This window comes from Croceibacter sp., assembly GCF_002716225.1.
In the GTDB taxonomy this organism is placed as follows: Bacteria; Bacteroidota; Bacteroidia; order Flavobacteriales; family Flavobacteriaceae; genus Croceibacter; species Croceibacter atlanticus.
This window is the reverse complement of record NZ_PAZX01000007.1, coordinates 477,445-494,364: the sequence shown is the minus strand read 5'-3', so window position 1 is coordinate 494,364 and position 16,920 is coordinate 477,445. Positions and strand designations below refer to the sequence as shown.

Annotated in this window: 11 protein-coding genes, 1 tRNA gene and 1 pseudogene; 1 reads left to right on the top strand and 12 read right to left on the bottom strand. The window is 34.6% G+C overall.

Annotated elements, in window-relative coordinates; translation table 11 throughout:
- Window positions 1-129: 129 nt before the first annotated feature.
- Window positions 130-202: transfer RNA gene (locus CL818_RS05965), tRNA-Gly, on the bottom strand.
- 121 nt (window positions 203-323) lie between these two features.
- Entirely contained in the window at window positions 324-2,933 is a 2,610-nt protein-coding gene (gene mutS, locus CL818_RS05960) for a DNA mismatch repair protein MutS (RefSeq protein WP_286972234.1), read from the bottom strand.
- A gap of 797 nt (window positions 2,934-3,730) precedes the next feature.
- Here mutS and CL818_RS05950 point away from each other — a divergent pair.
- Window positions 3,731-4,267: an RNA methyltransferase gene (locus CL818_RS05950; protein ID WP_286972230.1), complete on the top strand. Its 537-nt coding sequence runs from the start codon at window positions 3,731-3,733 to the stop codon at window positions 4,265-4,267.
- Here the strand turns inward: CL818_RS05950 and CL818_RS05945 are convergent.
- The 10 genes and pseudogenes from CL818_RS05945 to CL818_RS05900 all read right to left on the bottom strand — a co-directional run bounded on the left by CL818_RS05945 (window position 4,264) and on the right by CL818_RS05900 (window position 16,915).
- On the bottom strand, window positions 4,264-5,364 hold the full coding sequence (locus tag CL818_RS05945) for a DUF4407 domain-containing protein (protein WP_286972228.1): 1,101 nt from the start codon (window positions 5,362-5,364) through the stop codon (window positions 4,264-4,266). The genes CL818_RS05950 and CL818_RS05945 overlap by 4 nt on opposite strands.
- A 165-nt stretch (window positions 5,365-5,529) precedes the next feature.
- Window positions 5,530-6,144, bottom strand: a complete 615-nt coding sequence (locus tag CL818_RS05940; RefSeq protein WP_286972226.1) for a DUF4230 domain-containing protein — start codon at window positions 6,142-6,144, stop codon at window positions 5,530-5,532.
- Between the two features lie 32 nt (window positions 6,145-6,176).
- The gene (locus CL818_RS05935) at window positions 6,177-7,124 is read right to left on the bottom strand and encodes a GSCFA domain-containing protein (RefSeq protein ID WP_272972606.1); all 948 of its coding nucleotides are present in this window, start codon (window positions 7,122-7,124) and stop codon (window positions 6,177-6,179) included.
- Between the two features lie 171 nt (window positions 7,125-7,295).
- Window positions 7,296-8,932: pseudogene (gene pgi / locus CL818_RS05930) on the bottom strand (glucose-6-phosphate isomerase).
- Window positions 8,932-9,792, bottom strand: coding sequence for a BadF/BadG/BcrA/BcrD ATPase family protein (locus CL818_RS05925; protein WP_272972608.1), 861 nt, complete (start codon window positions 9,790-9,792; stop codon window positions 8,932-8,934). Before CL818_RS05925 ends, pgi begins: the two are co-directional and overlap by 1 nt.
- Window positions 9,793-9,896: 104 nt before the next feature.
- A complete protein-coding gene (gene gap, locus CL818_RS05920) occupies window positions 9,897-10,892 on the bottom strand; it encodes a type I glyceraldehyde-3-phosphate dehydrogenase (RefSeq protein WP_272972609.1) in 996 nt (331 codons plus the stop codon).
- 93 nt (window positions 10,893-10,985) lie between these two features.
- A complete protein-coding gene (pfkA, locus tag CL818_RS05915; RefSeq protein ID WP_013186787.1) occupies window positions 10,986-11,972 on the bottom strand; it encodes a 6-phosphofructokinase in 987 nt (328 codons plus the stop codon).
- A gap of 199 nt (window positions 11,973-12,171) precedes the next feature.
- A complete protein-coding gene (locus tag CL818_RS05910; RefSeq protein WP_272972610.1) occupies window positions 12,172-13,608 on the bottom strand; it encodes an alpha-amylase family glycosyl hydrolase in 1,437 nt (478 codons plus the stop codon).
- Window positions 13,609-13,637: 29 nt separating this feature from the next.
- On the bottom strand, window positions 13,638-15,926 hold the full coding sequence (locus tag CL818_RS05905) for an alpha-amylase family glycosyl hydrolase (protein ID WP_272972611.1): 2,289 nt from the start codon (window positions 15,924-15,926) through the stop codon (window positions 13,638-13,640).
- The gene (locus CL818_RS05900; protein ID WP_272972612.1) at window positions 15,926-16,915 is read right to left on the bottom strand and encodes an alpha/beta hydrolase; all 990 of its coding nucleotides are present in this window, start codon (window positions 16,913-16,915) and stop codon (window positions 15,926-15,928) included. The genes CL818_RS05905 and CL818_RS05900 overlap by 1 nt, the downstream gene beginning before the upstream one ends.
- Window positions 16,916-16,920 lie beyond the last annotated feature (5 nt).

Here is a 16,920-nt window from a genome sequence, read left to right as displayed (position 1 = left end):
TACGAACTAATGTTCATTGGATTTTAAGTCCAACGTGTCTACCAATTCCACCACCCGAGCGTAAACTCTAAAATTTACGAATGCTTTAAAAATATCGGCTTTCAAATATCGACATTTTTTTGGTAACTGAGCGAAAAACGGGATTCGAACCCGCGACCTCCACCTTGGCAAGGTGGCGCTCTACCAGCTGAGCTATTTTCGCGATTGTAATGAACGTACTAACTCAACTTGTTGAATTAGCGGTTGCAAATTTAATAACTTTCACTTAACCACAAAGGATTTCAGGAAAATAATTTAAAGAAATGTTTAAGTCCTTATTTTTATTAAGCATTTCCTTTTGGGACAAGCATTCTTTTAATCTCATTTAACTTCATTAATGCTTCAACAGGCGTTAAAGTATTTATGTCTACTAGTATGATTTCCTGCTTTATATCTTCTAATAAAGGATCATCTAACTTAAAAAAGCTTAATTGTGGTTCTTGCTCTGTTGCTTTTTTAATCTGTCCGCTCAACTCTTCAGAAGAATGGCTTTTCTCTAATTTCTTTAATATTTTATTTGCTCGATGCAATACCTGTTGTGGCATTCCTGCCATTTTAGCTACGTGAATTCCGAAGCTATGTTCGCTACCTCCTGGAACTAGTTTTCTTAAAAAGAGNACATTATCTTTTAATTCTTTTACAGACACATTATAATTCTTAATGCGCTCAAAGGTTTCTGTCATCTCATTTAACTCATGATAATGAGTTGCAAATAGTGTCTTAGCCTTTGCTGGNTGCTCATGTAAGTATTCACTAATTGCCCAAGCTATAGAAATACCATCNTATGTACTTGTACCACGACCTATCTCATCTAAAAGCACTAAACTACGATCTGAAAGATTATTAAGAATACTCGCAGTTTCATTCATCTCGACCATAAATGTACTTTCACCCATCGAAATATTATCACTTGCGCCTACTCTAGTAAAAATCTTATCTACTAATCCTATTTTGGCAGCTTTAGCAGGNACAAAACTTCCCATTTGAGCTAATAATACAATAAGTGCCGTTTGTCTTAGGATAGCAGACTTACCACTCATATTTGGCCCAGTTATCATAATCATTTGCTGATCATCACGATTAAGCAAGATATCGTTAGTTATATAGGGTTCTCCAAGTGGCAACTGTTTTTCAATAACGGGATGTCTTCCTTCTGTAATCTCTAAACTATAGTCTTCTGTGATTTCTGGCAAACAATAGTTTTCCTGCATAGCTTGTGTAGCAAAACCACAAAGACAGTCTATTTCTCCTATAAGATGTGCATTTTGCTGTACTGGTTTTATGTAGTCTGAAATCCAAATAACTAATTTAGAGAACAACTCTTGCTCTATTTGTACAATCTTCTCTTCTGCTCCTAAAATTTTAGCTTCGTATTCTTTTAATTCTTCAGTAATATATCGCTCTGCATTTACCAAAGTTTGTTTTCTAACCCAGTTTTCTGGAACNTTATCTTTATGAGAATTTCTCACTTCAATATAATATCCAAAAACATTGTTGCTTGCTATTTTTAATGATGTAATACCAGTAGCCTCTGTTTCTCTCTGAAGCATTTTATCTAGATATTCNTTTCCAGAAAAACGTATATCNCTAAGCTCATCCAGCTCTTTGGAAAATCCTCTAGCTATAGTACTACCCTTTAGTANGTTAACTGGTGCTTCTTCATTTAAGGTTTCTGTTATTTTTCCTCGCAATAAATCACAAGACTGTAAATTATCACCTATAACTTTTAGAGCATCGTTTTCAGATTTAAGGGCTAATGTCTTAATAGGCACAATAGCATCTAATGAGTTTTTAAGTTGAATAACTTCTCTNGGGCTTACTTTAGCGGTAGCTACTTTAGAAATGAGACGNTCTATATCTCCAATCTGTTTTATATGAGACGTNACATCACTCAATAANGTTTTTTGCTTAAGGAAATAGTTTACAACNCGGTGACGTTTTTTTATTTTTTCAGCGTTTTTTAATGGCAGTGCCAACCANCGCTTTAATGTTCTACCTCCCATAGGAGATGTTGTTTTATCTATAACATCTAATAAAGTTACAGACTGTAAAGATGTGCCTTGATAAAGCTCTAGATTTCTTATAGTAAAACGATCCATCCAAACATAGGCGTCTTCTGCAATGCGGCTTATGCTTGTAATATGTTTTAATTTATGATGTTGTGTTTCACTTAGGTAATATAATATAGCTCCAGAGGCTATAATACCATCTTCTAAATGATCTACACCAAAGCCTTTTAATGATTTTACACCAAAATGTTGATGTAGTGTTTCGTGGGCATAGTCTGTCTTAAANACCCAATCTTCAATATAAAATGTATGAAAATCTGACCCAAAGGTTGTTGTGAAATCTGCTTTCTTTTGTTTTGCAATAAGTATTTCACTAGGCGCAAAATTTTGCAGTAATTTATCTATATATTCTGAAGAGCCTTGCGCTGTAAGAAATTCGCCTGTTGAAACATCTAAAAACGCTACACCCATTTGCTTTTTTCCAATGTAAACTGAAGCAAGGAAGTTATTAGAATTGCTCTGTAGCACCTCATCATTTAGCGCAACACCTGGCGTAACAAGTTCTGTAACGCCACGTTTAACAATACTTTTAGTTGCTTTTGGATCTTCNAGTTGGTCACAAATAGCNACACGNTCNCCTGCTTTTACTAATTTGGGTAGGTAGGTATTTAATGAATGGTGTGGAAATCCTGCAAGCTCTGTACGCTCGCCACCATTATTTCGGTTAGTGAGCACTATATTTAATATGCGCGCTGCTTTTACAGCATCTTCCCCAAAAGTTTCGTAAAAATCGCCTACGCGAAATAACAATAAGGCATCAGGATACTTTGTCTTGATGCTATTATATTGCTGCATTAATGGTGTGACTTTCTTTGCTTTGGCCATTAGATTTAAATGCTGTGATTGACTTGCGAAAGTACCAAAATTGAAAGGTATACCCGAANGAAGTTTTAAACAATTACATATAGGTTGTTATCAACTCTAAATGTGTAAAGTAAAAAAACCTAAGGTGTTCGTTTTGACTTACGCATTCGCTTAGGTCCATACCACAACCAAAAACCAGTAACAGTAAATAATAAAAGNGATATGCTCATAACAGACGAGTAAATTAGCTTGAGGATGTTAGAATTAGTTTTAAATACAACATCTAAAATTGAGCCGTCNTGAATGTTTTCAATAACATCGGCACGCCTTGGTGATANCGANAGTACTTTTCCTGTTGCACCATCTAATTGTACACCCCAATAATGTTCTTTAAATACAAACTTTACAACACCTTTGCTTGGTCGTGAATCTATACGGTCTAAATCCAAATTTATAGAACTACTAACAGAGTCTTTTAATACATTAAAAGCAATATCCTGTAATTGCTCCATAGGCATCCAGTTATTTATAGTAGTGGTTGTTCCCATTTTAGTTGATGGTAATATGAGNTTGCCACTATTTTTCTTCCANCCTAAAAGTAAAGCAGTAATAGAAACTACAAAGAAAAACACAAACAGAAGTGCACCCAACGTACGATGTATACTTCTAAANTTTCTTAAAAGTTTTGCTTGCTGTTTTCTTTTTTCGCTCATAAGTTGGCAAATATAAGGTATTGGGTAATGCTAAAATTTTGAAGGTGAAAATTTCATTTGTNATTGCATTGTAACAACGTTAGTTTCNTTTGTAACTTTGCAGTTATGAAACACAGAAAGCTTAAAAACGCAGAACTAGATCGTAAAACGGTTGAAGAATTTAAAGACGCTACAAAAACACCACTTATTATCATCTTAGATAATGTAAGAAGCTTTCATAATGTAGGNTCTGTATTTCGTACAGCAGATGCATTTTTAATTGAAAAAATCTATTTATGTGGTATTACTGCACAACCACCACATAAAGACATTAGAAAAACTGCCTTAGGTGCTACTGAAACTGTAGTTTGGGNGTATGTAAACGATACAGTTGCTTTGGTAGAACGCTTAAAAGAGGACCACGTAAAAATACTGGCTATTGAACAAGCCGAAGACGCTATAATGCTAAANACATTTAAACCAGAACCAANCACTACCTATGCAGTNGTNTTTGGAAANGAAGTAAAAGGCGTGCAGCAAGATGTTGTATCACAAAGTGATGCTGTTATTGAAATTCCTCAATTTGGCAGTAAACACTCTTTAAATATTTCTGTAAGCGTTGGTGTTGTTATGTGGGACCTTGCAATGAAAATTAATAATTAAAACACTTTAGTCTGGCTTTTATAAAATGCCTCTTGCTGTTGTTTCATAAGCTCCCTAGCGCGTTTCATCTTATAGGCGTATAACTCTTCTTCTGTGCTTATATCTCCGTACACACGATCATTTAAGGTGTGATCTGCTTTTACCAAGCTTGCACGTTGTTGTGCTTTTTGGGTTGCCCAAGACTTAAGCTCGTCTTCGGCTTCACTAAGCTTTACATCATATTCTCCTCTAGGCGCTAACAGTTTTGCTATAATTGGCGCAGTTTCAATACATAGAAATANTAAGAATATAAAAAATGACGGTAACCAAGGCAAGGTATCAAGCGCTGTAATGCGTGCCATAAGACCATCAAAATTTTCAACTATTGGCTGTGTGTCTGCTACTTTCGTATCGTAATTAGTTTTGAGAGTGCTTATTTGTGCCTCTAAAGCTTCTATTTTAGAAGCGTTGGTCGTCTTTAAAGCTTGTAAATCTGCTAGAGCTGCATCGTGTTTATCGCGCTTTTCTTTATAAACTGGACCTTTTCCTANNNNTTGNGTTCCAGAGGTGCCTTCTGCTTCACTNATNTANATATCATAAAGTGCATTAACCTCATTTTCTTTTGTGGCTATTTCAGNCTTTAAAGCATCNATTTCATTTGTAATAGCATCAACTTCTGGAGAAAATTGTGTGGCTATCTGATTTTGATTTTCAACAGTAAATGCATTTTTCTGCTCTAGTATGACACGATCTATTTCCTTTTCAAATATCTTAAGCTCTAAAGGCTTGGCAATAACTATTGCTATGATTATTGCCAAAATAAGTCGAGGTGCTGCTTGGAACAACTCATTACTAAAGCGTCCTGTTTTTTTAATTGTTGAAACTATATAGCGGTCCAGGTTAAATATGAGCAAACCCCAAACTAAACCGAACCCTATTGCAGCAAAATAATTATCAAAGACCGTATAAAGTGCGTACGCAGAAGCTAAAAAAGCCATCACTGCTGTNAAAAATACTGTTGCGCCAATACCGGCATATTTATTTTGCTCGCCTTTAGAACACGTTTCTAATAAAGAATTATCTGCTCCAGAACATAGGATGAAGAAGCGTTGTAACATAATGATTGATTTTGATTGATGATATCTATGAGTATATCATAACGCTAAAACGTAACAGATTGTTATATAGAAATTAGTGAATAGTGAATAGTGAATAGTGAATAGTGAAAATAAATTTAATTATTTATAAATGGGGAATTCTCATTGCCCTTAGTATAACTTACTTTATAATTTTATGCGCTGTAACTCTTCTGAAGAATTAATGGGTGTTGCATCATACTCTAACGTCCAACCCATAGAGTTTGTAAGGATATATATTTTTTGAAGTTCAGAAATTAGCTTGTTCTCTGCATTTGTCATAAGTTCAGACTTAGATATTTTTCTGCGCAAATCATCTTCTATACGCTCTTTTACGATATTAAAATCTCGTTCTGTAAATTGGTTTAAGTAATCTTGAGAAACATCGTAATATTTAATGTTTGGGTTTATATCCAACTCTGGTTCTGGAATAAATAAAATGATTACTTTCTTTTTCTCTGCATTGGTAGTCACCACCATTTTACTTAAATCATAGCTCACCTTTGCTTTTGCATCAATTATTACCAATGCTTTTTTATAAACTTTAACTAAGCCGTATAATAAATCTTTAGAGTCGTTATATGAAAATACCTGAGCGTAATTTCCTTCTGTTACCACAAGCTTTCCTACATTTTGCAATTGTGTTTGTATAAGTGCCGTACTTGCTTCTAGCTGCTCGCGCTCATCTTTTTGATGCTCACAGTACCTAATTCCAAATACAATAACCAATGCCAAAACAGCACCTAATAAGATTTTACGCATGTTTGCAATTTTCTATTAAAGATACTGAAAGATTAGAACTTTATTTGAGGATAATCCTTTTGTAGTGATTCAATTTTTTCCTGAAGGTTCTTAATGAATTTTTGATGCGCATCTGAGCTCGGATTAAATGGCCTATGAGCTAAACCTCTTTGAATGTCATTTACGCGGTTTAAAGTATCTTTCCCTTCTTGAGAAAACCAAGCTGCTATAAACTGTTCCCATATATAGTTAACAGCAATCTGGCTTGGGTGCAGCATATCTTCACTATAAAATCGGTAATCTCTTAGCTCATCCATCATAATTTCATATGATGGAAAGTAGGCTGTATTATTGGTTGCTGAAATTGTTTTATGGACTGCAGAAATTAAATGCGCTTTACTTTGAGTGTTCTCCACAAAGCCGTCTTTAATATGCCTAACAGGAGAGACTGTAAGTATAAGTTTTGCCTCTGGATTTATGGCTTTAATAGTTGCTGAAATAGATTTTAAACTTACTACAAGTTCATCTACACTAGCTAAAGTCTTTTTGAAATTTTTCTGTGGTACTTTATGACAATTGTTTACAACCTCCGTTGAGTGTTGTTGCACATAACCCCAAGCTGTCCCTAAAGTAACAACAATGTGTGAGGCGTCTGTAAACGAGTGCTTTAACGTTTTAGAAGCAAGGTTTAGATTATTAATTAATTTTGATTGAGATGCATCACTTAATACTGAATGTGCATCATAACAATGCCAACGCTCATTAAGTTGAAACACATCATCTTCAGAATAGGATTTGTCTTTTAAAGAATTTTTAATAAGACGCTCTAAAACCAATGGATGAAACGTAATACCAAACGGATTTAGTGTGTTTTTCAACTTAAAATAGTCAAACTTCTTTCCAATATTTTCAACAAAACAACTGCCTAATAACACTAAGCTTGAGTTATAATTAATTTTAGGAGATTGTTCTTGTATTGGTATTTTTGTTTGAAGCTGCATTTTAAGAAATTATCTAAGTAAAGAACATTTATAAAGGATTGAGCTTGTCGAAACTAAATTAAAATTAGCATCGAGCACCTTCACAAAGTTACTGAAAAGCTAATCGATATAAACAAGTAAGGCTCAACGTTAAAAGTTGAGCCCTAAGTAATCATTTTAACCTAAGAAGCTCTAAGATTTATAACGCTTTAATAGTTTACTTGTCGAGGCGTCATGCGTGTGTTTTAAACCATCTGCATTTAAATCTTCTAAAATTGTATTAGCTAATTGCTTACCTAACTCGACGCCCCATTGGTCATAGCTGAAAATATTCCAGATAACACCTTGCACAAAAAGTTTATGCTCATACATAGCAATTAAGCTACCTAAAGATTTAGGTGTTAATTTATCAATTAGAATACTTGTGGTTGGCCTGTTACCTTCAAATATTTTAAAAGGTGTTAGCGCCTTAATTTCAGATTCTGAAAGACCTTTGTTTTTTAATTCTGAAACAACTGTTGTCTCATCTTTTCCCTGTAACAAAGCTTCTGTCTGGGCAAAGTAGTTTGCCATTAGTTTATCGTGATGTTCTGTATTACCGTGTAAGGAAGTTTTAAAACCAATAAAATCACTAGGTATTAATTTTGTGCCTTGATGTATTAATTGAAAGAATGCGTGCTGGGAATTTGTTCCTGGCTCTCCCCAAATTATGGTACCAGTTTCGTAATCTATCTGTTTTCCATCTCTGTCTATCCCTTTACCGTTACTTTCCATAATACCTTGTTGTAAGTAAGGTGCTAACTTTTGCAGGTATTGAGAATATGGAATAATAGCTTCACTCTCTGCTCCATAAAAATTGTTATACCAAACTGTTAACAAAGCAGTGATAACAGGAATGTTTTCTGAAAATTCTGTATTCCTAAAATGAGAATCCATGTCTTTTGCACCATCTAAAAGCTGCTTAAAGTTGTTAAAACCTACAGCTAAACTTATTGAAAGTCCAACACTACTCCATAAACTAAAACGGCCACCAACCCAGTTCCACATTGTAAAACTGTTTTTTTCTGAAATTCCGAAATCTTTAATGGCGGTAGCATTTGTAGATACTGCTACAAAGTGTTTGGCTATTGCAGATTCTTCGGCGTTTTTTAAAAACCAACGCCTTGCCGTATTGGCATTGGTAAGTGTTTCTTGTGTTGTAAATGTTTTTGAAACAATGACAAATAAAGTGGTCTCAGGATTTAAGTGTTTTAACGTTTCTGAAATATGGTCTCCATCTACATTACTAACAAAATGTACGTTAAGGTGATTTTTATAAAACTGTAACGCATCAACCACCATTTGTGGTCCTAAATCACTTCCTCCAATACCTATATTTACAACATCTGTTATAGGCTTTCCGGTATGACCTTCCAATCGCCGTTTATAATACTTTTAGAAAACGACTGCATATGGTCCAGATTATCCTGAACATCTTTAGAAATAGATTCTCCGTTTACAGAAACTTTGGTTTTAGCATCTCTTAACGCTGTATGCAATACTTCCCTATCTTCTGTCTGGTTTATTTTTTCTCCTGAAAATTGCGCTTCAATAGCATCTTTAAGCTTCACCTCATCTGCTAAGTTTAAAAGCAGTTGTTTAGTTTCTGCAGTTATTCGGTTTTTTGAATAATCTACATACACATCTTTCCAAGCTATTGAAAACTTTTCGGCACGCTGAGGATCTTTAGCAAACCAATCTTTCATTTTTTCAGCTTTAATGCTTTCAAAATGATCTTTTAGTGCTTTCCAAGCGTTTGTTTCTGTAGGGTTTATAGATGGGAAATTCATTATAATATATTGTCTTTATAGTATTGTATAAGACCATCAATAGGTCTTCTAATTATTGAACCTAACTCAAGTTGATAGGGCTCAAAACATTCTCTTATGATGTCTTCTGAAAAATGGGCTATAGATCCTATAAAGTGAATAGGCACGTGTTGTGCTTCTTTAAAACAAAGAATGCGACGCTCTATAAATTTGAGCATGCCTTCTTCTATTAATTTATAGAAATAAGCATTTAAATCTCCTACTTCACTGGTAAATATAAACTCTGCAAAAGAGGCCAAATACATATTTGGGTTCTCTTTTTTGTAAAGGTTCATTTTAATAACATCTGAATCTAAATCGAACCTAGCTGCAAATTCTTTTTTAAGTTTTATAGGCATTTTATTGTAGTAGTAATCTCTAATTAGGCGTTTGCCAAAATAATTACCACTAGCTTCATCCATAAGAATATACCCTAATGAGTCCACCGCCATGTGAATGTCTTTACCATCAAAGTAACAGGAATTAGATCCTGTACCTAAGATGCACACAATGCCTGGTTTTGTTGTTGCAGCATACACTGCAGCAGCCATATCTTCATTTACCTCTATCTCCTTAGCTGCGTAAAAGTAATTTTGTAATGTCTCTTTTAGGTTTTGCTTAGGCGTTTTGGTACCACAACCTGCGCCGTAAAAGTGTACTGTTTCTACAATGTCACATATAGATTTAAGCTCACTATTTTCTTTTAGCCTTTCTTCTAAAACCTCTTGTTTAAAGACTGCTGGATTTAAGCCAAGTGTTCTTGTCTTAAGCTTTACATCGCCTTTGGAATCTAATAGAATCCAGTCGCATTTTGTTGAGCCGCCATCTGCTATGAGTACCATAAATAAAATTTAATTAAAGATAGGTGTTTGTAAAATTGAAAAGAGTCCAGCATCTATTAAACTAATAATTTAACAGCACCAGACTCTTTTAAATATTTATGAAATTATAATGACGCTACGTGTAACGATAAATCTACCAATTTAGAAGAATATCCGTACTCGTTATCATACCAAGCAATTAATTTAAAGAATTTATCATTTAAAGCAATTCCTGCATTTGCATCAAAATTACATGTATTGGCATCGCTTACAAAGTCTTGAGACACCACATCATCTTCAATATAATCTATAATTCCACGGTAATCTCCAGTAGATGCTTTTTTAAATGCTATCTTAATATCTTCGTAAGTAGCTGGCTTTTCTGTACGTACAGTTAAATCTACAACAGACACATCTGTTGTTGGCACTCTAAACGCCATACCTGTTAGCTTACCTTTTAAAGATGGTATTACTTTAGTTACCGCTACTGCAGCTCCTGTTGATGTTGGTATAATATTAGCCATTGCAGAACGCCCTAATCTGTAGTTTTTCTTTGATGGCGAATCTACAGTGAATTGTGTAGATGTTGTTGCGTGTACTGTAGTCATTAACCCTTCTACAATACCAAACTCATCATCTATAACCTTAGCCATTGGCGCTAAACAGTTTGTAGTACAAGATGCGTTAGATACAATATTATCTGAGGGTTTAACATCTTTGTGGTTTACACCCATTACAAACATAGGCGCTGTTTTAGATGGTGCAGAGATAACTACTTTTTTAGCACCTGCTTTTAAGTGTGCATCTGCGTTATCTAAATCTGTAAATATTCCTGTACAATCCATTACAACTTCTGCACCTACTTCATCCCATTTTAAGTCTTCTGGATTGCGCTCTGCTGTTACACGAATTGTATTACCATCTACAACTAAGTTGCCGTCTTTAACCTCAACAATCCCTGGAAATTTTCCGTGAACTGAATCATATTTTAATAGGTATGCTAAGTGATCTACGTCTAATAAATCGTTTATTGCTACAACTTCTACATTGTCGCGTTGTGTTGCTATTCTAAATGCTATTCTACCGATACGGCCAAAACCGTTTATTGCTAATTTTGTCATAGTAATGCCCAACGTATTGGGTAACTTTTTAATTAATAATTTCTTTTCTATATAACTATTTCGACAATGCCTGTCACGAGACATCTTATTGTATTATGTCGAAGTAATATCTGCCACTCTAATTAAATCTAAATCTATTTTATTGCGTCCTGCAACAGCTTCCTTAAATGGCACAGATGTAACTTTACCGTGCACTGTTCCTATCATAATGTCTCGCTCTCCTGCCAATAATGCATCTACGGCACCAATACCTAACCTGCTTGCTAAAACACGATCATAACAGCTAGGCGTACCACCACGTTGTATGTGTCCTAAAACAGTGACTCTAACTTCGTAATCTTCTAGGTTGGTTTCAATAAACTCTGCGAGTTCAAAAATATTCTTACCTATTTTATCTCCTTCAGAAACCACAATAATGCTGGAGGTTTTCCCAGATTTCTTACTTCGTTTTAAAGACTCTAACAATCTATCTGTTCCTAAATCTTCTTCCGGAATTAAAATCTCTTCTGCTCCTGCACCAATACCTGCATTTAAGGCAATATCTCCTGCATCTCTTCCCATAACCTCAACTAAAAACAAACGGTTATGAGAGTTTGCGGTATCTCTAATTTTATCTATAGCTTCAACAACAGTATTTAATGCAGTATCGTAACCAATGGTATGATCTGTTCCATTAATATCATTATCTATAGTACCTGGCATTCCTACTATTGGAAAATCATGTTCTTCATTAAAGACAACTGCACCATTAAATGTACCATCTCCTCCAATTACCACCAAGGCATCTACGCCTTGAGATATAAGATTTTCGTAAGCTTTTTGACGTCCTTCTTTTGTCCTAAATTCTTTAGAACGTGCAGATTTTAAAAAGGTGCCACCTCGATTTATAATATTTCTTACTGAACGTGCATTAAGAACTTCAAAATCATTTTCTATAAGACCTTGGTAACCTCTATAAATACCAGAACATTTAATATCGTGAAATGCACAAGAACGTACAACTGCTCTTATTCCTGCATTCATTCCTGGAGCATCGCCACCACTTGTTAGGACAGCAATATGATTCAATTTATCTTTCATTATGTTAAATGTATTGAGAATAAAAGGAAACGCCTAATCTTACTCTTGACTAAAACGTTTTCGGTTGATAAATAGTTAGTAATGAGCATCTCTTTTTAGAGATAAAGGATTTAATTCTCTTAAAATTAAAAGAATAAAAAAACCTGTAACATATCTTAAGCGATATATTACAGGTTTAACCGAAACATAATATGTTAGATTATTTATTGGTATAAATAACGTATTGATTTCCTTTTAATGTGTGTTCCTGATCTTTAGCTAGCGCAATTTCTTTTCCTGTCATTTCATCTACATATACACCTTCTAATTGTACAGTAAATGTAATTGGGTTATTAGATACATTTGCTAAATATACCAATTGGTCTTCTGCTTTCTCTCTTTTAAAAGCAATGATAGCATTTGGCTTAGATGTTTCTAAAATAGATATTGTTGCAGCATCTTTACCTCCATGAAGCGCTTTGTTTTCTGTCTTAAGTTGCCCTAATTTTTCTAACAATGGCCACATATTAGCTTTTGTTTTTGGTATACTATCCTTTTCAAAAAACTTTAACCTGTGATCTAGATCGTATTCTTGACCACTATAAATTAGTGGCATTCCAGGCATTGTGTATGACAACGCTGTCATTGCACTTGCATTAGAACCCATACGCTCCTTAATAGTTCCATTCCAAGAGTTTTCGTCGTGGTTTGTTACAAAATTCATTAAGATGTCATTGTCTTCGTAGTCGGTTTCAACTTTAGATAGGTAGTCTTTAAAAGCAGACGCATCCTTTTCTCCAGATGCAATTGCGTTCATCATATGATGACCATCCCAAGCGTAAGCCATATCAAATAAATTAGCTCTTAATAATTCTGGCTCCCAAGCTTCAGCTAACATAAATACATCTTTAGTATCACGAAGTTGTGGTATAGCTTGCTCCCAAAAATCTAATGGTACACTACCAGCAACATCACATCTAAAGCCATCTACACCTTCTTCAGACAACCAATATTTCATATCTGAAATCATTTCGTTACGTAAGTTCTCATTACTGTAATCTAGGTCTGCAACATCTGCCCAACCAACTGGCTCTCCATCTTCGTTTAATGGATCTGTAATTTCTCCTTTAGCGTTTTTAGTATAAAATTCTGGATGATTTTTTATCCAAACGTGATCCCAACCTGTATGGTTTGGCACCCAGTCTAAAATTACATACATATCATTATCATGTGCCGTTTTAAGAAGTGCTCTAAAATCTTCTTTGGTACCAAATTCTGGATTTACCTCTGTAAAATCTGAAACAGCATAATAACTACCTAACATTTTTTCACGCTCTGCCTCATCTTCAATAAGGCTTGCAAAATCGCCTCCAGTAGCTTTACGTTTAGTTTCTGAAATAGGAAATATTGGCATTAACCAAATTACTTTTACACCCAATTGCTTTAGCTCAGGAATGTCTTTGGTAAAGGCGTTAAAAGTACCTTCACTAGAATACTGTCTTATGTTTGCCTCATAGATAATTGCTGTTTCCAGCATTTCATCATTAACTGGCGCAATCTCTTTAGGAGTTTCTACTGTTACCTCTTCTTGTTTAGGTTCTGACTTACATGCTACAAACGCAAGTCCTATTAATAAAGCTGAAATATATATTTTCATTGTTTGTATGTTTTATTTAGGGTCTTAAGTTATTTATCGAAAAAATTAAATCCGTTTGCTTCAACAGTTATGGTATTACCATCTACGTTTATATCTTGAGCTTTATTTGTTTTATTAAAAACAACATATACTTCTTCTGTAAAATAGTTTCGCTCAATAATCATCACCTCTTTATCTGCTCTTAAAATTTTGGTTTCTCCATATTGAAGTGCCATTGAGTTTCTACGCTTATTAACTAATGATGTTACAGTGTTTTTGAGCTTAGTTTCTTGATTGTTTAAGTTTTCAAACTTCATCCAGCGTCTGTTATCTGGATCATTACCGCCAATACTACCATACTCATCTCCGTAATAAATTACTGGAATACCTGGTACAGATAAGTTGAAGGCCTGCAACTGCGCCAACTTTTTGTACGCCGTAGTGTCACTCATAGTAATTTCACGTGTCCAACCTGCTTTTTTTGCATCTTCTTCAAAACTTACGTCTCCAGAGGCATAACTTATAAAGCGCGCCTTATCTTGGTTACCTGATATATTCCCCATTAAATGATGACTTCCATAATAATTTAAGCCTTGTTGCAAGGTATTTGCTAAACGCTCAAAAGAGGTTTCATTTTTAGCAAAGGTTGATACTTCTGCATCGTATAGGTTAAAATCGAATTGCGCATCCAACATTCCTGTGTTTATGTAACTATTAATTAGCTCATAACTACCGTAGGTTTCTCCTATTTGATAAATAGGTCTGTCTGTGCGTTCTTTAACTTTACGTGTTAGCGTACGCCAAAAGTCTAATTGAATGTGCTTTGTGGCATCGTGACGAAAGCCATCTAAATCATAATTTGTAACCCAATAAGCTGCAGAATCTGTCATAGTTTCTACCACTTCTGGCTTGCTAAAATCAAGTGTTGGCATAAACGTATCAAACCAAGTTGTTAATCTATGATCATCCCAACGTTCTGTATTTAGCGTACCATCTGGCAAGTATAACTCTGTTGCCCATTCTGGATGCTCTTTATACAATGGATGTTCTTCATGAACGTGATTTGCCACATAGTCCAGCAAAACATTCATATCTTGTTTGTGAGCTTCTTCAATAAGCTCTTTAAACAAGGCCTCATCTCCAAAGCGGTAGTCTATTTTTGTATTACTAATTGGCCAATATCCATGATATCCAGAAAATTTGGTTAAAGGTTCTGGCCACAAACCATACGCGCCTTCGGGATTTTGTGTTATTGGTGACAACCACACAGTATTAATTCCTAATTCTTTAAAATAACCGTCCTTTATCTTGTCTAAAACACCTTGTAAATCGCCACCATAATAATTGGCTTTTGGTAAAATACTGTCGTTATCAACTTTTTTAGTATTGGTTAAATCGCCGTCTTTAAAACGATCTACCATTAAGAAATACATAATCTGAGTGTGAAAATCTGTACGTTCTAATTTAGATGCTTCACTTATAACACTACTATTTTCGAGAGGTACTAAAATATCATTACCTCTTCCGTTTATATTAGATGCATACACTCTTATAAGATGACGCCCTTTTAAACCTTTTGGGATTTTTATATAAATTTCATCTGAATCTGTTTCTTCATACGAACCATCAATAAGTTGATTGTCTAAATATGCTAAAACAGTGTTGTAGTTGTTTTTAATCTTTACTGTGAAAGCAGACACATTATTCTTTCCCGTAGAAAGCTCTGGCTTTAACGCATTCTTATTTCCAATAGAAATAACAGAGTTAGTGCCGCCCATACCATTATCAACAGTTTCTGTTTCATCTGGATTATTCATTTCATTACCATCTGCGATAAGAACATATTGATGATTTCCAGGATTAAAAATTCCACTATATGTCCATTCTCCATTTGCATAGCGCATTGGTTGTGTGCCCCAATTTGTAAATTCTCCTTTTAACTGAACAGTTTGAAACTGATTTTCTTCAGCTTTAAATGAAATTGTTTTAGATTCTTTAGCGCTTTTAAATAACGGTATATCATTAGCTACACCATTTGTCCACACTCTTAGGTTGCCTAATGCTGGTGCGTTTGCTAAGGTTTTTAGTTTGAGTGTTGTCTTGTCTTTATCTATGGAAGATTCAAATCCTTTAGTGGTACTTGTTGAATCTATTTCAGAAACATTTAAAAAATAATCTGTTAGCAATACAGATGTACTATCTACGTCTAAACGTATTGGCGTTGCCATACCTTTAATAACAGAAGGCTGTCCTAATGCTTTTCCTTTAGTGTTACAAGACACAACTAATAGTCCTAATAATACTAAGCTAAAGGGCACTATGTGTTTTACTCGAATCATTATAATGTGAATTTAAGAGGAATGTGTAATCGTTTTTGCCAAGATGCCTCGCTATGATCTGTGCCTTTAAAAAACATATTTTTAAAATTATCTTCTGTAAAACCTGCTTCTTTAAACACAGCATCTACTCGAGTTGCAAATGGAGGATATAGTGCATCTAGAGTTTTGTCTCCGTAATCAAAATAAAACTTATGTGTTTCTAGACTTGGTAATTTAGATTCCAGATAACTAAAATAAGCTTCAGGTAACGGATTGCCTTCAAACGGCATTGCGCCAGGCCAATGTGTAGACATGCAAATTGCGCCTCCAAATATTCTAGGATATTCTGTAACTGCATACCATGAAATTAATCCGCCCATACTGCTTCCAGCAATTACTGTATGCTCAACACCTGTTTTTGTAGAGAACTGAGCATCTATTTGTGGTTTAACTTCTTCAACTAAAAATTTTAAATAGTTATCTGAATTAGAAACAAACTCTGTTTTAGAGACATCATTGTTTTTTGCCATAACCACTACAGAATCATACGCTGTGCTTGGAAGTTGCTCTAAAGGTTTTTGCGGAAAGTAATCACTATGCCTAAATTCTGGAATACTGTGCACGCCTACAACAATTGTATTTTTTATTGAATCTTGTTGTATTAATCTGCTTAAGGTTTCATCTACTTTCCATTCCTGTTTGTTCCAAGTTGTGGTACTATCAAAAAGATTTTGACCATCATTCATATATAACACAACATACGTGCTGTCTTTGGAATAGGATTTTGGTACCCAAACATCAACCGTTCTTGGGACTACAAATTGAGACGGAAAAGAATCTACCCTAAATAGCTTACCTTCTTTTAAAACTGCGCTATCTAAAGCTTTAAACACAAACTCTTCTGCTATTTGTTTTTCTTTAACTGCCTCTTTTTTTACCTGTAACGTCATTTCCTTACAGCCAAAGACAGTTAATACAAGACCAAAAATTAAAAGGAAATTTGACTTCATTGTTT